At 63.4% G+C, this 16,849-nt stretch carries 17 protein-coding genes; 12 read left to right on the forward strand and 5 right to left on the reverse strand.

Features of this window, described 5'->3' with window-relative positions; translation table 11 throughout:
* The first annotated feature begins 1,076 nt into the window (after nt 1-1,076).
* The 4 genes from bioA to bioB are packed head-to-tail and all read left to right on the forward strand — an operon-like array spanning nt 1,077 to nt 5,506.
* Nucleotides 1,077-2,459, forward strand: coding sequence for an adenosylmethionine--8-amino-7-oxononanoate transaminase (gene bioA / locus AC57B6_RS16345; RefSeq protein WP_496421713.1), 1,383 nt, complete (start codon nt 1,077-1,079; stop codon nt 2,457-2,459).
* Nucleotides 2,459-3,643 carry an 8-amino-7-oxononanoate synthase gene (gene bioF, locus AC57B6_RS16350; protein ID WP_496421714.1) on the forward strand — a complete coding sequence of 395 codons (1,185 nt, stop codon included), beginning with the start codon at nt 2,459-2,461 and terminating at the stop codon, nt 3,641-3,643. The genes bioA and bioF overlap by 1 nt, the downstream gene beginning before the upstream one ends.
* A complete protein-coding gene (gene bioD / locus AC57B6_RS16355) occupies nt 3,640-4,371 on the forward strand; it encodes a dethiobiotin synthase (RefSeq protein ID WP_496421715.1) in 732 nt (243 codons plus the stop codon). Before bioF ends, bioD begins: the two co-directional genes overlap by 4 nt.
* Nucleotides 4,372-4,405: 34 nt before the next feature.
* On the forward strand, nt 4,406-5,506 hold the full coding sequence (gene bioB, locus AC57B6_RS16360; protein WP_496421716.1) for a biotin synthase BioB: 1,101 nt from the start codon (nt 4,406-4,408) through the stop codon (nt 5,504-5,506).
* 73 nt (nt 5,507-5,579) lie between these two features.
* Here the strand turns inward: bioB and AC57B6_RS16365 are convergent, their stop codons facing one another.
* Together AC57B6_RS16365 and AC57B6_RS16370 are read right to left on the reverse strand one after the other, a co-directional pair.
* Nucleotides 5,580-6,605: a sulfate ABC transporter substrate-binding protein gene (locus AC57B6_RS16365; RefSeq protein WP_030099997.1), complete on the reverse strand. Its 1,026-nt coding sequence runs from the start codon at nt 6,603-6,605 to the stop codon at nt 5,580-5,582.
* A gap of 110 nt (nt 6,606-6,715) precedes the next feature.
* Nucleotides 6,716-7,318, reverse strand: coding sequence for an alpha/beta hydrolase (locus AC57B6_RS16370; protein ID WP_279224034.1), 603 nt, complete (start codon nt 7,316-7,318; stop codon nt 6,716-6,718).
* A gap of 281 nt (nt 7,319-7,599) precedes the next feature.
* On the opposite strand from AC57B6_RS16370, the gene AC57B6_RS16375 reads away from it, so the two are divergent.
* The 6 genes from AC57B6_RS16375 to AC57B6_RS16400 all read left to right on the forward strand — a co-directional run bounded on the left by AC57B6_RS16375 (nt 7,600) and on the right by AC57B6_RS16400 (nt 11,727).
* Nucleotides 7,600-8,541, forward strand: coding sequence for a 2-hydroxyacid dehydrogenase (locus tag AC57B6_RS16375; protein ID WP_496421717.1), 942 nt, complete (start codon nt 7,600-7,602; stop codon nt 8,539-8,541).
* A gap of 90 nt (nt 8,542-8,631) precedes the next feature.
* Nucleotides 8,632-9,558 carry a hydroxymethylglutaryl-CoA lyase gene (locus AC57B6_RS16380; protein ID WP_030100000.1) on the forward strand — a complete coding sequence of 309 codons (927 nt, stop codon included), beginning with the start codon at nt 8,632-8,634 and terminating at the stop codon, nt 9,556-9,558.
* Between the two features lie 28 nt (nt 9,559-9,586).
* The gene (locus AC57B6_RS16385; protein ID WP_030100001.1) at nt 9,587-10,108 is read left to right on the forward strand and encodes a YbaK/EbsC family protein; all 522 of its coding nucleotides are present in this window, start codon (nt 9,587-9,589) and stop codon (nt 10,106-10,108) included.
* 4 nt (nt 10,109-10,112) lie between these two features.
* On the forward strand, nt 10,113-10,340 hold the full coding sequence (locus tag AC57B6_RS16390) for a DUF1289 domain-containing protein (RefSeq protein ID WP_028198951.1): 228 nt from the start codon (nt 10,113-10,115) through the stop codon (nt 10,338-10,340).
* Nucleotides 10,337-10,810, forward strand: coding sequence for a MaoC family dehydratase (locus AC57B6_RS16395; protein ID WP_178369060.1), 474 nt, complete (start codon nt 10,337-10,339; stop codon nt 10,808-10,810). Before AC57B6_RS16390 ends, AC57B6_RS16395 begins: the two co-directional genes overlap by 4 nt.
* Nucleotides 10,807-11,727, forward strand: a complete 921-nt coding sequence (locus AC57B6_RS16400; RefSeq protein WP_178369061.1) for an MBL fold metallo-hydrolase — start codon at nt 10,807-10,809, stop codon at nt 11,725-11,727. Before AC57B6_RS16395 ends, AC57B6_RS16400 begins: the two co-directional genes overlap by 4 nt.
* A 319-nt stretch (nt 11,728-12,046) precedes the next feature.
* Here the strand turns inward: AC57B6_RS16400 and AC57B6_RS16405 are convergent, their stop codons facing one another.
* Nucleotides 12,047-12,946: a DMT family transporter gene (locus AC57B6_RS16405; RefSeq protein WP_030100006.1), complete on the reverse strand. Its 900-nt coding sequence runs from the start codon at nt 12,944-12,946 to the stop codon at nt 12,047-12,049.
* 114 nt (nt 12,947-13,060) lie between these two features.
* Between AC57B6_RS16405 and AC57B6_RS16410 the strand changes: the two genes are divergently transcribed.
* Nucleotides 13,061-13,531: an Lrp/AsnC family transcriptional regulator gene (locus AC57B6_RS16410; RefSeq protein ID WP_046567047.1), complete on the forward strand. Its 471-nt coding sequence runs from the start codon at nt 13,061-13,063 to the stop codon at nt 13,529-13,531.
* 71 nt (nt 13,532-13,602) lie between these two features.
* Here AC57B6_RS16410 and AC57B6_RS16415 read toward each other — a convergent pair whose 3' ends face one another.
* Complete coding sequence (locus AC57B6_RS16415) at nt 13,603-14,493, reverse strand: alpha/beta fold hydrolase (RefSeq protein ID WP_046567048.1); 891 nt, start codon at nt 14,491-14,493, stop codon at nt 13,603-13,605.
* 311 nt (nt 14,494-14,804) lie between these two features.
* Here AC57B6_RS16415 and AC57B6_RS16420 point away from each other — a divergent pair, with 311 nt between their 5' ends.
* Nucleotides 14,805-15,764, forward strand: a complete 960-nt coding sequence (locus AC57B6_RS16420; protein WP_030100009.1) for an NAD(P)H-dependent flavin oxidoreductase — start codon at nt 14,805-14,807, stop codon at nt 15,762-15,764.
* Between the two features lie 90 nt (nt 15,765-15,854).
* Here the strand turns inward: AC57B6_RS16420 and AC57B6_RS16425 are convergent, their stop codons facing one another.
* Nucleotides 15,855-16,793, reverse strand: a complete 939-nt coding sequence (locus AC57B6_RS16425; RefSeq protein ID WP_252888656.1) for a LysR family transcriptional regulator — start codon at nt 16,791-16,793, stop codon at nt 15,855-15,857.
* Nucleotides 16,794-16,849 lie beyond the last annotated feature (56 nt).

Consider the following 16,849-nt stretch of genomic DNA (forward strand, 5'->3'; position numbering starts at 1 on the left):
GCTCATAAGCGGGTCCCCCGCGCAGCCACGGTAGTGGTGCATCTGGAATCTGTCGCCTCGCACACTCCGCCTCAGTGACAAGGCAGTCATACCTCCGGCGGCGCTGCGCGCGCCGATACCCGGCTCATAAAACCGGCCGCCGGATTTTCGCTTCCGCGGTTTGCTCCGTTCCCTGACTCGTCGTTGCGTCGCTGCGATCAAGCTGTGGTTTGCTTCCCCCGTTTGCCCCATTTCGTGATTCGCCGTTGCATCGCTGCCACCGCGATGTCGCTTCGCTCTCGCGTTTGCCCCCTCCCTGACTCACCGTTGCTTCTGCTGTAAGCACAATGCGGCAGCGATCGCGATCGCACCGCGAATGCAACGCACGACATTTCCTTTGAAGCGGGTTCACCAATCAGAGCGTGAGCGTCTGGCCGAGGCGAAGCCGAAGGCCCCCGCAGCGCGAAGCGAAGCCGCTGGTTTCCCTGGCAGACCCGTCCGCGACGCACGCAGTGCGGAGTGGGAGCTGATGAGCGCCTTGTCGCTAACGCGGAGTGCGCGAGGCGACAGATTCCAGATGTACCACTACCGCTACTGTGCGGGGGACCCACTTAAAAATTAGCGGTGTGAGCCGCTTTCTTTTGCCTACTTTTCTTTGCGGCAGGCAAAGAAAAGTAGGTGCCGCCCCGCACAGGGGCAACGCTAATAGACCACTAACAAAACAAGGAAAGGCCAAAAGACCAACACCAGAACAAACCACGAAAACAGCAAACAAACCCCAAAACCCAGACCGACAACCAAACCGCCAAACAGCCAAAAACCCGCCGATCAGCCACAACCCACCCCATTTCCCGCCCACAAGGACCCACTACTTTGCCGTCGTCAACTCCGCCGATCGGCAACCTTCTGAGCGAAACAGAAACCACCTGCACGGAACAGCCCCCAACCCCAGCGCCGCAGGCAAAAAACCCACCCCGAACCCCTAGTGCACAGCGCGAAATAAACAGCTAATCTCGACCCCGCACGCCACCGCAAGGCCGCGCGCAGCGCCAGAAAAAACCGCCGCGCGACTGAAAAGGCCCTAAAAAAAGCCCGCCATGCAACGGCAAAAAAGCACCTCGGAGTACCCTTTGGAAAACTCAGCATCTCCTGAAGACTGGATCACCCGCAGCCTGCGTGCCGTCTGGCACCCCTGCACCCAGATGAAGCACCATGAACGCCTGCCGCTCATCCCGGTTGCGCGCGGCCAGGGCGCGTGGCTCTACGACCGCGCAAACAACCGCTATCTGGACGCGATCAGCTCCTGGTGGGTCAACCTGTTCGGTCACGCGAATCCGCGCATCAACGCAGCCCTCAAAGATCAGCTCGATACGCTCGAACACGCCATGCTCGCCGGCTGCACGCACGAGCCCGCCATCGAACTCGCGGAGCGCCTCGGCGCGCTCACCGGCAACATGCTCGGCCACGCGTTCTTTGCATCCGACGGCGCATCGGCCGTCGAGATCGCATTGAAGATGAGCTTCCACTCGTGGCGCAATCGCGGCTTCGCCGACAAGCAGGAATTCGTCTGCGTCGCCAACAGCTATCACGGCGAAACCATCGGCGCGCTCGGCGTCACCGACGTCGCACTCTTCAAGGACGCCTACGATCCGCTGATCCGCAACGCACACGTCGTCGCGTCGCCCGATGCGCGCCTCGCGCAGCCAGGCGAAAGCGCAGCCGACGTCGCACGCCACGCACTCGATCAGGTCCGCTCGCTGTTCGAAGCCCGCGCCACGAAAATCGCCGCGCTGATCGTCGAGCCGCTGGCGCAATGCGCGGCCGGCATGGCCATGCACGATCCGTCGTATATCGCCGGCTTGCGCGCGCTCTGCGATCAGTACGGGGTGCATCTGATCGCCGATGAAATCGCAGTCGGCTGCGGACGCACAGGCACCTTCTTCGCATGCGAACAGGCCGGCATCTGGCCGGACTTCCTGTGCCTGTCGAAAGGCATCAGCGGTGGCTATCTGCCACTCTCGACCGTGCTGTCGCGCGATGAAATTTTCGAAGCCTTCTATCACGACGACACCGCCCGCGGTTTCCTGCACTCGCATTCGTACACGGGCAATCCGCTCGCGTGCCGCGCGGCGCTCGCCACGCTCGATCTGTTCACGAGCGACAACGTACTCGCCGTCAACGCGCAGAAATCCGCGCAGTTGAAGGCCGCACTCGCGCCGCTCGCCGAACACCCGCAGGTGCGCAATCTGCGTCAGTGCGGCACGATCTTCGCGTTCGACGCCGCAATCGACGATGCTCAGCAAGCCAAAACATTCTCGCGCCGTTTCTTCGAAAACGCGTTGCGGCGTGAACTGCTGCTGCGCCCGATTTCGACGACGGTGTATCTGATGCCCCCCTACATCCTGGACGACGAAGAAATCGCGCTGCTCGCCTCGCGCACACGCGAAACCTTCGAAGCCACGCTTGCGGAGACCCGCTAATGCATCTGCTCGACACACTCACCGAAGGCCTCAAGGAGATCGACGCGCGCGGTCTGCGTCGTCGTCGCCGCACGGCAGACACACCGTGCGCCGCGCACATGACGGTCGACGGCCGCGCAATCATCGGCTTCGCCAGTAACGACTATCTCGGCCTCGCCGCACATCCGCAACTGATCGCGGCCATCGCCGAGGGTGCACAACGCTACGGCGCAGGCAGCGGCGGTTCGCATCTGCTAGGCGGCCACTCGCGCGCCCATGCGCAACTGGAAGACGATCTGGCCGAGTTCGCCGGCGGCTTCGTCGACAATGCACGCGCGCTCTACTTCAGCACCGGCTACATGGCGAATCTCGCGACGCTCACCGCGCTCGCGGGCCGCGGCACGACACTCTTCTCCGATGCGCTGAATCACGCGTCGCTGATCGACGGCGCGCGCCTGTCGCGCGCCGACGTGCAGATCTATCCGCACTGCGACACGGATGCTCTGAGCGCGATGCTCGACGCGTCGGATGCGGACGTCAAAGTCATCGTCTCCGATACCGTGTTCAGCATGGACGGCGATATCGCCCCGCTCGCCCGTTTGCTCGAACTCGCGGAGCAGCACGGCGCATGGCTGATCGTCGACGATGCGCACGGTTTCGGCGTGCTCGGCCCGCAAGGTCGCGGCGCGATCGCCCAGGCCGCGTTGCGCTCGCCGAATCTGATTTCGATCGGCACGCTCGGCAAGGCGGCGGGCGTATCCGGCGCATTCGTCGTCGCGCATGAGACCGTGATCGAATGGCTCGTGCAGCGCGCGCGTCCGTATATCTTCACGACCGCGTCGGTGCCTGCTGCGGCGCATGCGGTGTCGGCGAGTCTGCGGATCATCGGTGGCGAAGAAGGTGACGCGCGGCGCGCCCATCTCCAGCAACTGGTCGAGCGCACACGCGCGATGCTGAAGGCCACGCCGTGGCTGCCGGTCGATTCGCATACCGCCGTGCAGCCGCTGATCATCGGCGCGAACGACGCGACGCTCGATATCGCGGCCACGCTCGATCGCGCGGGTCTCTGGGTGCCGGCGATCCGTCCGCCCACCGTGCCCGTGGGTACGTCGCGGCTACGCATTTCGCTTTCCGCCGCACATTCCCAAGCGGATCTGGACCGCCTCGAAGCGGGCTTGCAACAACTCGAAGCGAAGGCGGCATGAGTAAGTCGAATCAAAGCGCACTGTCGCTCTTCGTCACCGGCACCGATACGGAAATCGGCAAGACCTTCGTGTCCGCGGCACTCCTGCGCGGTTTCGTTCGCGAGGGCCTGCAAGCCGCCGCGATGAAGCCGATTGCCGCGGGCGCGTTCGAAGTGAACGGTGTCTTGCATAACGAAGACGCGGATCAACTGGACGCCGCGTCGAGCGTCCTGCTGCCGCCGACGCTTCGCACGCCGTATCTGCTGAAAGAACCCGCGGCGCCGCATATCGCCGCCGCGCTGGAAAACGTCACACTCGATCTCGACCACATCGTCGCTTGCCATCGGCAGGCTGTGCAGCAGGCGGACGTCGTCGTGGTCGAAGGCGTCGGCGGTTTTCGCGTGCCGCTAACCGCCACGCAAGACACCGCCGATCTCGCCGTCGCGCTGAAACTGCCGGTCGTGCTGGTGGTCGGCATGCGCCTCGGCTGCATCAACCACGCACTGCTCACCGCCGAAGCGATCGCCGCGCGCGGGTTGACGCTCGCCGGCTGGGTGGCGAATCGCGTCGATCCGGCCATGACGTTCCCCGACGAAAACATCGCCTCGATTCGCGAGCATCTGGCGCGCGAACACGACGCGCCCCTGCTCGGCATCGTGCCGCATTTGAACCCGGCTTCGCCCGAGCTCGCGGCGGATCAACTCGACATCAACCGGCTCCTGCAGACGCTGCGCCACGCGCAGCGCTGAAAAACCATCACATCCATCCATGAGGATTGACGACATGACGCAACTGAACATCGCTCCGACGCCCGCCGATACGGCCGCTACCAAGCAGAACGCCAACCACGCCGCCGCAGGCGCCAAGCCGATGGCAAAGTGGCGCGTCGCCGACATCGTCGCGCTGTACGAACTGCCGTTCAGCGACCTGATGTTCCGCGCGCAGCAAACCCATCGCGAACACTTCGACGCCAACACCGTGCAACTGTCGACGCTGCTGTCGATCAAGACCGGCGGCTGCGAAGAAGATTGCGCATACTGTCCGCAGTCGGTGCATCACGACACGGGGCTGCAGGCCGACAAGCTGATGCCGGTCGATGAAGTACTGGCTGCCGCCAGGGCCGCCAAGGAAAACGGTGCGACGCGCTTCTGCATGGGCGCGGCGTGGCGCAATCCGAAGGACCGCCACCTCGAACCGATCAAGGACATGATCCGCGGCGTGAAAGCGATGGGTCTCGAAACCTGCGTGACGCTCGGCATGCTGGAGACGCATCAGGCGCAAGGTCTGCGCGAAGCGGGCCTCGACTACTACAACCACAACCTCGATACGTCGCCGGAGTTCTACGGCCAGATCATTTCGACGCGCACCTATCAGGACCGCCTCGACACGCTGGAACGCGTACGCGATGCGGGCATCAACGTGTGCTGCGGCGGGATTGTCGGGCTGGGCGAATCGCGCCGCGAGCGCGCCGGCCTGATCGCTCAACTGGCGAACATGGAGCCGTATCCGGAATCGGTGCCGATCAACAACCTCGTGCAGGTGGAAGGCACGCCGCTGACCGGCACCGAAGCGATCGATCCGTTCGAGTTCGTGCGCACGATTGCGATTGCACGCATCACGATGCCGCGCGCGATGGTGCGCCTGTCGGCGGGTCGCGAACAGATGGACGAAGCGTTGCAGGCCATGTGCTTCCTCGCCGGCGCGAACTCGATTTTCTACGGCGACCAGTTGCTGACCACCAGCAACCCGCAGGCCGAAGCGGATCGCAAGCTGCTCGAACGGCTGGGCATTCGCGCGGAAGCGGCGCAGCAGATGCCGCTGGATCAGAGCGGTTGCGAACATAGCTGCGCGCATGAGCACAACACGCAGGCAGCACCGAACTAAGCTGCTTACGAAGCACGTGCCATAAAAAAGGCCACCTCGTTTCCGAGGTGGCCTCTCTGCTTCCAGATAACGCTTACTTCCTGTCGACGATGATCTGATCGAACGTGCCGCCGTCGGAGAAATGCGTTTGCTGCGCTTTCTGCCAGCTGCCGAACATCTCTTCAACCGTGAAGGTCTTGATCGGCTTGAATTCCGCCGCGTGCTTCGCGAGCACGTTCTTGTCACGCGGACGCAGATGGTGTTCCGCAATGATTTCCTGCGCGGCCGGCGACCACAGATAGTCGAGATACGCCTGCGCTTCCTTGCGCGTGCCGCGCTTGTCGACCACCTTGTCGACGATCGAAACCGGCGGCGCGGCCAGCAGGCTCACCGACGGATACACCGCCTCGAAATTGCCCGCGCCGACACCCGTATCGATCAACGACACTTCGTTTTCGAACGTCACCAGCACGTCGCCGATACCGCGTTGCGTGAAGGTCGTGGTCGCGCCGCGGCCGCCTGTATCGAGCACCGGCACATTCTTGAAGATGGCCTTTTCGAAGTCGAGCGCCTGCGCATCGCTGCCACCGTGCTGCTTGCGATAACCCCATGCCGCCAGATACGCGTAGCGGCCGTTACCGGACGTCTTCGGATTGGCGATCACCACTTGCACGCCCGGCTTGGCGAGGTCATCCCAGTCCTTGATGTGCTTCGGATTGCCCTTGCGCACGAGAAACACCATCGTGGTGGTGTACGGGGCGCTGTCGTCAGGCAGACGCGCGCGCCAGTTGGCGGGCACCAGTTGGCCCTTTTCGGCGAGCAGGTCGATGTCGTTCGGCTGGTTCATCGTCACGACGTCGGCCTGCAGTCCTTGCAGCACCGACAGCGCCTGCGCGCTCGACGCGCCATGCGACTGGCGAATCGATACGGTCTCGCCGCTCTTCTGCTTATAAGCCGCAATGAAGCCGGCATTGATGTCCTTGTACAACTCGCGCGTCACGTCGTACGACACATTCAGCAGCGACGTGTCCGCGTGTGCCGTGGATACGCCGCCGAGCGCGAGCGTGATTGCCGTCATGCCGGCTGCCAGCCAGCGCGATGTCCCCGTGTTGCCTGCCATCTTTCTTGTCCCCGCCTGTCGATGATGAAAAACTGCGGCCACACAAACGTGCAGCGTGAAGCGGGATTCTAACGGATTGCTTACGTGTTCACTCGCGCCCGTTTGGACACTCAAACGAACGCATGCTGCGCGAGCTCGAGCGTCTCCTCGCGAAAGCGCAACGGCGCCGCGCAATGCACCAGGGTGTCGACGAAATACTTGGCACGCGGCCACGGGCCGAATCCCGCCGCGGTGTTGATATGACCTGCGTCGCCCAGATTGACGAACGCGCTGCCGAAACGCTGCGCGAGATCGCGCGCGCCGGCGAGCGTCATCCAAGGATCGGTTTCGCTGCCGATCAGAATCGACGGCACGCCGAGACGTCGCGCGTCGAACGGGCCGGCGAAAGCAAATTTCTGCGGGCTAGCCGGTGCGACGAACAGCACGCCGACTACATCGTTCGCATACGACGCCTGCTGCAACGCATGCGCGGTCGCGAGGCAACCGAAGCTGTGGGCGGCCAGTACGAACGGGCCACGTTCGCGCGCGAGCAGGTCGCGCAGCGACTTTGCCCAAAGCGCGACGTCCGGTGCATCCCAGTCGGCCTGCTCGACGCGCAGCGAGCGCGCGAATTGCCGTTCAAGCCAGCTTTGCCAGTGCGCGCCTTCGCTGCCGTGCAGACCGGGAACGGTGACCAGTCGCGGCGGCCATGTCGATTTGGTGCATGAAAGCATGTGAGTCCCTCGCTGCCGGAATCCGGGAATTGATTGTCCCGCCTGACGCCGCAAGGGCGAACCAAGTTTTTGTGCTTTGTTTATGGGGCGAATACAGGGCCAAAACCGCACGCCCGTGCGCAAACGCGCGCGATTCGCGTCGAAAAAGTAGAATGATGCCTATCCATAAAAGCAGGAGGCCCCATGCAGCAAGCGTCGTCTGAAGCGCGGCGGGCGGTGCAGCCGTCCCGCCGGGCCTTTTCCGTCATCAGACTCGCGCACGCATGCGCACTCCGGACCGTATGAAAATCCTTTTTTACATGCAGCATGCCGACGCCGCCGCGTGGCTTCACGACTTCGCCCGCGCGCTGCCGGAAGCCGACCTGCGCGAATGGCAACCCGGCGACACCGCACCCGCTGATTTCGCGGTCGTGTGGCGTCCGCCGCGCGAGATGCTGGCCGGCCGCGACGATCTGCGCGCGATCTTCAATCTCGGCGCGGGCGTCGATGCGATTCTCGGGCTCGAACACGAGCAACCCGGCACGCTGCCGCGCAACGCCCGCTTGATCCGGCTCGAAGACACCGGCATGGCTGCGCAGATGGCCGAATATGTCACGCATGCCGTGCTGCGCTATCTGCGCCGTTTCGACGAGTATCAGACGCTGCAAAGCGAGCGCCGCTGGGAAGTGCTCGAGCCGCACCGACGCGACACCTTCACGGTTGGCGTGCTCGGTCTCGGCGTGCTCGGTGCGCATGTCGCGCAAGCGGTCGCGGCGTTCGGCATGCCGGTGCGCGGGTATAGCCGCAGCGCACGGCAAATCGACGGCATCGCGACCTTTGCCGGCGACGAGCAGTTCGACGCGTTTCTCGACGGCGTGAAGGTGCTGGTGAATCTGTTGCCGCATACGCCGGATACGGGCGACGTGCTGAACCGGCATACTTTCTCGAAGCTCGCGAAGGGTGCCTATCTGATCAACGTCGCACGCGGCGGGCATCTGGTCGAACAGGATCTGCTCGAAGCGCTCGCCGGCGGCCAGATCGCCGCCGCGACGCTGGACGTGTTTCGCGAAGAACCGTTGCCGCCCGATCATCCGTTCTGGCGGGAACCGCGCATCACGATTACGCCGCACATGTCGGCGCTCACCTTGCGCGAAGAGAGCGTCGTGCAAGTCGCACAGAAGATGGTGGCGCTCACGCGCGGCGAGACCGTGAGCGGCGTGGTCGATATCGAACGAGGATACTGAGGGCGGGTTTGAATACCGCCATCGAATCCAGTTGAACAACTGAAAGAGCACCGCCACGCGCGGGCTCATTGCATGGGACGGAGACATATCATGGCCTTGCCACAACGCGTCAAAATCGTCGAAGTCGGTCCGCGGGACGGACTGCAGAACGAAAAGGAATTCGTCCCCACCGCTGTCAAGATCGAGCTGATCAACCGCCTGGCGGCAGCGGGTTTCAGCAACGTCGAAGCTGCGTCGTTCGTCTCGCCGAAATGGGTGCCGCAAATGGCCGATGGCGCCGACGTGATGGCCGGCATCGCGCGCCGGGCGGGCACGATCTACTCGGTGCTGACGCCGAACCTGCGCGGCTTCGAAGGCGCACTCGCCGCCCGCGCGGATGAGATCGTGATCTTCGGCGCGGCCAGCGAAGCGTTCTCGCAGAAGAACATCAATTGCAGCATCGCGGAAAGCATCGACCGATTCGTACCGGTCGCGCAAGCGGCGAAGGAACACGGCCTGCGAATTCGCGGCAGCGTGTCGTGCGCGCTCGGTTGCCCGTATCAAGGCGAGGTGCCGGTCGCGTCGGTGGTCGATGTGGTCGAACGTTTCGCGGCGCTCGGCTGCGACGAAATCGATATCGCGGACACCATCGGCGTCGGTACGCCGAAGCGCACGCGCGAAGTGTTCGAGGCGGTCACCCGCGTGTTCCCGCGCGAACGTCTGTCGGGTCACTTCCACGACACCTACGGGCAAGCGCTCGCGAACATCTACGCCGCGTTGCAGGAAGGCATCGAGATCTATCACGCGTCCGTGGCTGGGCTTGGCGGCTGTCCGTATGCCAAGGGCGCAACCGGCAATGTCGCGACCGAAGACGTGTTGTATCTGATGAACGGCCTCGGCATCGAAACCGGCATCGACCTCGCGCAAGTCGTCGCAATCGGCGATTTCATTTCGACGTCGATTGGCCGGCCGAACGTGTCGCGCGCCGGCAAGGCCCTGCTTGCCAAAGCACGCAGCGAACAGGCCAACTGCGTTTGACCCCGCATCTCGATCAGGACATAGCACAATGACGGACCACGCTTCTCTCGAACCGGACGACCTCACCGCGTTGCCCGATTCCGCGCGCCGCGTCGCGCAATTGTTGCGCGAGCGCGGCCACGCGGGCCGGATCGTGATGCTGCCGGAAACCGGCAAAACCTCCGCCGAAGCTGCCGCCGGCCTCGGCTGTTCGGTTGCGCAGATCGCCAAGTCGATTCTGTTTCGCCGCCGCGAAGACGACGCACCGGTGCTGGTAGTCGCGAGCGGCGCAAATCGCGTCGACGAAAAGAAGGTTGCGGCGCAAGTCGGCGAGATCGGCCGTGCGGATGCGAAGTTCGTGCGCGAGAAAACCGGCTATGCAATCGGCGGCGTGTGCCCGATCGGCCATGCCACCGAACCCGTCACGCTGATCGATGCCGATCTGCTGGCGCTCGACAGCCTGTGGGCGGCGGCAGGTCATCCGCATGCCGTGTTCAATCTGACGGCGCAGGAGTTGATTGCGCTCACGGGCGCGCCGGTGATCGACGTGGCGCTGCGCGAGACGGCGTGACGCCATGACAGCGGGCATCGACAACGAAGACGACGAGGCCGCCGTGCCGTCACCCTGCATCAGCGTGTGCAGAATGGACGCCTCCACCGGCTGGTGCGAAGGCTGCTTGCGCACCATCGACGAAATCGCCGGCTGGTCGTTATTCGACGACGACGCGAAGCGCACGGTCTGGAACGCGATCGAGGAACGTCACGCGGAATTCATGGCCAGACAGGCAAAGGCCCAGCGATGAACGCTGCGCCTCGCATCGTGACGATTGGCGAAACGTTCAGCTCGACGCTCGAACTCTCGGCGGAATCGGTGAAATCGTTCGCCACGCTCGTCAACGACCTCAACCCGCTGCATCACGACGACGCCTATGCCGCGCAAAGCCGCTTCGGCGGTCTGATCGCGTCGGGCACGCAACCCACCGCGTATTTCATGGCGCTGCTGGCCACCCATTTTTCAACCTATGCGCAGCCGCTCGGACTCGAGTTCGATATCAAGCTGAAGAAAGCGGTCCACGCGAACGATACGCTGACGATCACCTGGCGTGTGCGCGATGCTTACTGGAAGCCGAGTCTGAACGGCGATCTGACGCATCTCGAAGGCAGCGTGGTGAATCAGCGCGGCGACACCATGCTGATCGGCACGTCGACCATTCTCGTGATGGCGAAGCCCGAAGCGTCGGCGGAAACGAACGTGAACACAAGCGCACCATGATCACACTGCCTGAATCGATTCGAGTCTTCGAACGCGGCTGGCTTTCGTCGAACAACGTACTGCTGGTTGACGACACGTGCGCCGCGCTGGTCGATACCGGTTACGCGACGCACGCGCCGCAAACCGTCGCGCTGGTGAAGCAGGCGCTCGGTGCGCGCGGGCTCGATCTGATCGTCAACACACACCTGCATTCGGATCACTGCGGCGGCAACGCGCTATTGCAGTCGACATGGCCGTGCCGTACCGCGATTCCCGCATCCGAAGCCGACGCGGTGCGCGACTGGGACGAAACCCGTCTGACGTTTCGCGCCACGGGCCAGCGCTGCGAGCGCTTCACCTTCAGCGGGACGATCGCACCCGGCGCGCCATTGCGGCTCGGCGCGCTCGACTGGCAGGTGCTCGGCGCGCCGGGCCACGATCCCCATTCGTTGATGCTGTATTGCGCGAGCGAACGCATCCTGATCAGTGCGGACGCGCTGTGGGAAAACGGCTTTGGCGTGATCTTTCCCGAACTGGAAGGTGAAAGCGGTTTCGCCGAAGAACAGTCGGTTCTCGAAAGCATCGCGAAGCTCGACGTGCGGCTCGTGATTCCAGGGCATGGCCCACCCTTCACGAACGTCGACGAGGCGCTCGATCGGGCGTTTTCACGCGTCGCGTGGCTACGGGCCGACCCGGCGCGTAACGCGAAGAATGCGTTGAAGGTGTTGATCGTGTTCAAGCTGCTCGAAGTTCGCGCGATGCACTTCGACACCGTGCTGCGAATGCTCGACGACGCCGCCGTGATGCACGCCGCCGCATCGATGCTCAAGCCGCGCGCCGAGTGGCCCACGTTAGTGCGAACGATCGTTGAGGAATTGGCCGTGCGCAACGGGCCATTGGAAATCGACGGCGAGCGTATCGTCGCGCGCCAAGGCTGATGCGGCGCGCACGCACGCAGAACACCGGAACCGTCGCCACAAAAAGAAAACCGCTCGACCATCATGGCGAGCGGCGGAAATTCTGTCGGACGTGATCAGCGTCGGTACGAATGATACGCGTGCCGGTTTTTTGACCGCATCAGTGATTTCCCTACAGAAGCTTGACGCCGCCTTTTAAACCCGCATACAACCCCTGCTACGAAACACCGTAGTGGCGCAATCCGGCTCTCATTGGTTCGTCGATACGAACAATGCTGCGTGTTTTTGCTCCGGAATCCGTACCATTGTCTGCTGATACATCGGCACAGCGGTTATCGCGTCAGGTTGAGGACAAGCGTCTTTGCGGCACGATCCGCCAGCCGAGATTCACGCCGGCCGCCGCGAGCAGGATCAGCACCGCGCCGAGCACCTGAATCCACGCGAGCTTCTGCCCGAATGCAACCCGGTCGACAATGATCGCCACCACCGGATAGATGAACGACAACGCACCGGTCATCGAGGTCGGCAGTTTCTGGATTGCCCCATAGAGCAGTACGTACATGAGTCCCGTATTGACGACGCCGAGCACGATCAATTCGAGCCACTGCACGCCGCTGGCCGGCAGCGCATCGAAGCGCACGAACGGCGCCAGCATCACGACGCCGAGCGATACCTGGATCAACGCAATCAGATGCGGCGGCGTGCCCTTCAGGCGCTTCGTGATGATCGACGAAATCGCATACATTGCCGCCGCGCCCACGGCGTAGGCAACCCCGGCCAGGTAGTGGCCCGGCACCGCCAACACCGCGGGCTCAACCTTCACCACGAACACGAGACCGACAAACGCGACCACCAGCCAGACCACAGTCGACGCGCTGATGCGCTCGCGAAACACCAACGCGCCGAGCGCGACCAGCATGAACGGCTGCGTGTTATAGACGGCCGTTGCCATAGAAATCGACGCACGTGAATAGGCCGCGAACAGCAACAGCCAGTTGATGACGATCGCCGCGCCGCCAAGCAGCGCGAGGCCGAGCATCTTCCACGAAAAGAGCTTGCGCCTGAACAGGCCGAGCACCGCGCACACGAGCGCGAGCGTCGCGCCGCCGAAGATGCAGCGAAAGAACACGACATTGAACGGGCTCTGCTGCGACGACACCACCAGCCAGCCGATGGTGCCCGACATCAGCATGGCCATGCTCATTTCCGCCGCGCCGCGGCGAATCTCGTTTGACGCCATGATTCGATCCTCGAATGGATTCCTGCACGAGAAGCAGTGTAATTAATCCGGCGAGCCGAATACATGGCTAAACTTAAGTCTCCCTGCAGAGAAGCCTAATAATCGAAGGCCATCATGTCTAAACGCCTTGCTCCCGCCACACCCGCGACACTCGATGAAACCGACCGCGCGCTGCTCGCCGCACTGGCTGCGGATGCGCGCCAGCCGGTTAGCGAACTGGCGCGTCTGGTGGGCCTTTCAGCGCCAAGCACGGCCGAGCGTGTTCGAAGACTCGAAGCGCAAGGCGTGATCGAGCGCTTTACCGTGCAGATCGATCCACGCGCGCTCGGCTTCACGTTGCAGGCCATCGTGCGCGTGAAGCCCTTGCCCGGACAACTGCATCTGGTGGAAGACGTGATCCGGCGTATTCCGGAATTTGTCGAATGCGACAAAGTGACGGGCGACGACTGTTTCATCTGCCGCCTCTATCTGCATTCGATCGAGCAGCTCGACGAGATTCTGTCGAAGGTCACCGAACGCGCGGAGACCAGCACCGCGATCATCAAGTCGACACCGATTGCGCGCCGCTTGCCGCCGCTGGGCTAAGGCAGGCGCGCTGCCTTAGCTCTCGCGGCCGACTGAAAGGCCGCCGCCTTAGGTGTGCGAAACGCGGCGGCTTACTGTTCAACCGCCTCGAAGAACGACAGCATTTCCGCGACCAGTTCCTCCGGTGCTTCTTCAGGAATGTAGTGGCCGCACGGTAGCGAACGCCCGCTCACGTCCCGCGCGACCTGACGCCATTCCGCGAGCGGGTCGAAGCATTTCTCGATCACGCCCTGTTCGCCCCACAGCACACGCAACGGACAACCGATCTTGTGGCCCCGCTCGATATCGGCCCGATCAAGTTCGAGATCGATGCCCGCCGAGGCCCGGTAATCCTCGCACATCGCATGCACGGCGCCGGGTTGTGCCAGCGCGCGGCGATACGCGTCGAGCGCTTCGGGGGCGAACGCCGCCAGGCCGGCGTGACGGCTCCCCATCACGGCGTCGACATACGCCGCCGGGTTCGCGCCGATCAGCGTCTCCGGCAGCGGTTCCGGCTGGATCAGGAAGAACCAGTGGAAGTAATGCGTCGCGAAAGTGCGGTCGGTGGCTTCGTACATCGCAAGCGTGGGCGCGATATCGAGCAGCATCAAACGCTCGACGGCGTCGGCATGATCGAGCGCCATCCGGTGCGCAACCCTGGCGCCGCGATCGTGCGCGCACACCAGGAATCGTTCGAAGCCGAAGTGCCGCATCACGGCGACCTGATCGGCCGCCATGGCGCGTTTGGAATACGGCGCGTGAGCGGCGTCGCTCGGCGGTTTGCCCGATGCGCCGTAGCCGCGCAAGTCGGTAGCGACGACGGTAAAGTGCTGCGCCAGTTGCGCGGCGCACCGTTGCCAGATCAGATGCGACTCAGGATGACCGTGCAACAACAGAAGCGGCGGCCCCGCTCCGCCCTTCACTCCGAAAATATCGACGTCGCCCGCGGCGACACGAAAGGGCGCGAAATCCTCGAAGGCCATGGCAGGTCTCTTGTCGTTTGGAAGTCAAACCATTGTAGGAGCGCAATGTGTCCAAGCGGAGTGGGATAGGCCACGCAAGCATAGAACCTGAACACTCCTTCCAACTGTTCAAAACGCACAGGGCACTGCGGCTTCGCCTATAATCGAACGATCGTTCTTAAATTTTTGGACGACCGTGGTGAACAGGTGGTGAGATCGTGGCGGCTGCATGTCGCCGGTCAGTCTCGACGCACCCGAGGCCATGTGCCGCTAAACTCATTATCGCCGGGCGCCCCGTGCCGCACCGGTCCGCTTATCAGGAGACTCGCATCATGGCATTGCCCGCCGTCCTGCAAAAACTTGCGCTGCCCGTCGTCGCTTCGCCGATGTTCATCGTCAGCTATCCCGAACTCGTGCTGGCTCAATGTAAGGCCGGTATCGTCGGTTCATTCCCCGCGTTGAATGCGCGCCCGGCAGAACTGCTCGACGAATGGCTCACGCAGATTCAGGCGCAGCTCACCGAGCACAAGGCGGCGAATCCCGACGCGATCATCGGACCCATCGCTGTCAATCAGATCGTTCATCAGTCGAATACGCGGCTCGAGCACGACGTGCGTGTGTGCGTCGAACACAAGGTGCCGATCTTCATCACCAGCCTGCGCGCACCGGCGCGTGAGATCGTCGACGCGGTGCACAGCTACGGCGGCATCGTGCTGCACGACGTGATCAATCTTAGGCATGCGCAGAAAGCGCTGGAAGCGGGCGTCGACGGGCTGATCCTGGTCGCGTCGGGTGCCGGCGGCCATGCGGGCACGACCTCTCCGTTCGCACTGGTGGGCGAAGTCCGGCGCATGTTCGACGGCCCGATCGTGCTGTCCGGCTCGATCGCCAACGGCGGCTCGATTCTCGCCGCGCAGGCCATGGGCGCGGACCTCGCCTACATGGGCACGCGTTTCATCGCGACCAAAGAGGCGCACGCGGTCGACAGCTATAAGCAGGCGATCGTCAATTCCACGGCGTCGGACATCATCTACACGAATCTGTTCACCGGCGTGCACGGCAACTACATCCGCGAAAGTATCGTGAACGCGGGGCTGGACCCGGACGCGCTGCCGGAATCCGACAAGACCGCGATGAACTTCGGCAGCGACAAGGCGAAGGCGTGGAAGGACATCTGGGGCGCAGGCCAGGGCGTCGGGCTGATGGACGATGTGCCGAGCGTCGATGAGCTGGTCCAGCGTTTGACGAAGGAATATAACGACGCCAAGGCGCGGCTCGGCATCGCACGGTAAGGCGCGGAAACAGGCGCGGTAACAGCAGCGGTAACAGCAGGACGGCGGCGACCGAACGCAGGCGCCGCCCGACATCGCCAGGCAATGTACCTAGCGCACCGCCAGTGCCTTGATCTGCTCCAGCGAAGGCCAAAGCGATTCGTTGGCAAAACGGTCGGCCAGGAAGTCGACAAACGAGCGCACCTTGGCCGACAGATGCCGCCGGCTCGCATAAACCACATGGATCGGCAACTCGCGAGGCGGCACGTCGTCCACCAGCAAGGGCACGAGGCGCCCCGCCGCCAGATCGTCGCCGATCACCTCGGTGCCGAGCATCGCGATTCCCGCACCTTGCAGCACGATCACGCGCTGCGCCTCCAGGTGGTTGACGATCAGATTGCCGGTTAATCGGACGCGCGACGAGGCATCGCCGGTCGCGGGTGCAATTTCGAGCGCGGACACGCCCGCGTACTGCAGATAGTTGTGGCGCGCCAGGTCGGCAACGGTCTTTGGCGTGCCGTGCCGGCGCAGATAGGCGGGCGACGCGCACAGCACCAGATGCGCAGTCGCAATCTGCCGGGCAATCAGCGAAGACGATTTCAGCCCGCTCGGCGACGCCCGGATCGCCACGTCAAAACCTTCGTCGATCAGTTCCACTACCCGGTCGGACAAGGTCATGTCGACGGTGACCTGCGGATACTGAGCGGCATAGTCGGCCACCGCGGCCATCACGTGGCTCAAGCCGAACGCCGATAAAGACGACACCCGCAAGCGTCCCTGCGGCACGACGCTCGCCGCGCCGACCACCTGCTCGGCTTCTTCGAGTTCGGTGAGCACCTGGCTCAGGCGTTCGTAGTATTCGCGGCCCGCCTCGGTCGGCGCAACGCGGCGCGTGGTGCGGTTGAGCAAACGTGCGCCGAGCTGCTGTTCGAGGTGCATCACATGCTTGCTCGCCATGGCCGCCGACATCTCCATGCGTTCGGCCGCGCCGACAAAGCTGCCGACTTCAACCACGTGGCGGAACACTTTCATGCTGACGAGGGTATCCATCTCAATCGCTCGCTTCAGGAATCAATCGACGCCATTCTGCCGGGTTTATCAAAAGC

The organism is Paraburkholderia sp. BGA-UO-ETr-F12, assembly GCF_059567945.1.

Excerpts from the sequence above, each read along its gene's own strand:
- bioA (WP_496421713.1), top strand. The coding sequence starts at position 1,077 with ATGCAACGGCAAAAAAGCACCTCGGAGTACCCTTTGGAAAACTCAGCA.
- bioF (WP_496421714.1), top strand. The coding sequence starts at position 2,459 with ATGCATCTGCTCGACACACTCACCGAAGGCCTCAAGGAGATCGACGCG.
- bioD (WP_496421715.1), top strand. The coding sequence starts at position 3,640 with ATGAGTAAGTCGAATCAAAGCGCACTGTCGCTCTTCGTCACCGGCACC.
- bioB (WP_496421716.1), top strand. The coding sequence starts at position 4,406 with ATGACGCAACTGAACATCGCTCCGACGCCCGCCGATACGGCCGCTACC.
- AC57B6_RS16365 (WP_030099997.1), bottom strand. The coding sequence starts at position 6,605 with ATGGCAGGCAACACGGGGACATCGCGCTGGCTGGCAGCCGGCATGACG.
- AC57B6_RS16370 (WP_279224034.1), bottom strand. The coding sequence starts at position 7,318 with ATGCTTTCATGCACCAAATCGACATGGCCGCCGCGACTGGTCACCGTT.
- AC57B6_RS16375 (WP_496421717.1), top strand. The coding sequence starts at position 7,600 with ATGAAAATCCTTTTTTACATGCAGCATGCCGACGCCGCCGCGTGGCTT.
- AC57B6_RS16380 (WP_030100000.1), top strand. The coding sequence starts at position 8,632 with ATGGCCTTGCCACAACGCGTCAAAATCGTCGAAGTCGGTCCGCGGGAC.
- AC57B6_RS16385 (WP_030100001.1), top strand. The coding sequence starts at position 9,587 with ATGACGGACCACGCTTCTCTCGAACCGGACGACCTCACCGCGTTGCCC.
- AC57B6_RS16390 (WP_028198951.1), top strand. The coding sequence starts at position 10,113 with ATGACAGCGGGCATCGACAACGAAGACGACGAGGCCGCCGTGCCGTCA.
- AC57B6_RS16395 (WP_178369060.1), top strand. The coding sequence starts at position 10,337 with ATGAACGCTGCGCCTCGCATCGTGACGATTGGCGAAACGTTCAGCTCG.
- AC57B6_RS16400 (WP_178369061.1), top strand. The coding sequence starts at position 10,807 with ATGATCACACTGCCTGAATCGATTCGAGTCTTCGAACGCGGCTGGCTT.
- AC57B6_RS16405 (WP_030100006.1), bottom strand. The coding sequence starts at position 12,946 with ATGGCGTCAAACGAGATTCGCCGCGGCGCGGCGGAAATGAGCATGGCC.
- AC57B6_RS16410 (WP_046567047.1), top strand. The coding sequence starts at position 13,061 with ATGTCTAAACGCCTTGCTCCCGCCACACCCGCGACACTCGATGAAACC.
- AC57B6_RS16415 (WP_046567048.1), bottom strand. The coding sequence starts at position 14,493 with ATGGCCTTCGAGGATTTCGCGCCCTTTCGTGTCGCCGCGGGCGACGTC.
- AC57B6_RS16420 (WP_030100009.1), top strand. The coding sequence starts at position 14,805 with ATGGCATTGCCCGCCGTCCTGCAAAAACTTGCGCTGCCCGTCGTCGCT.
- AC57B6_RS16425 (WP_252888656.1), bottom strand. The coding sequence starts at position 16,793 with ATGGATACCCTCGTCAGCATGAAAGTGTTCCGCCACGTGGTTGAAGTC.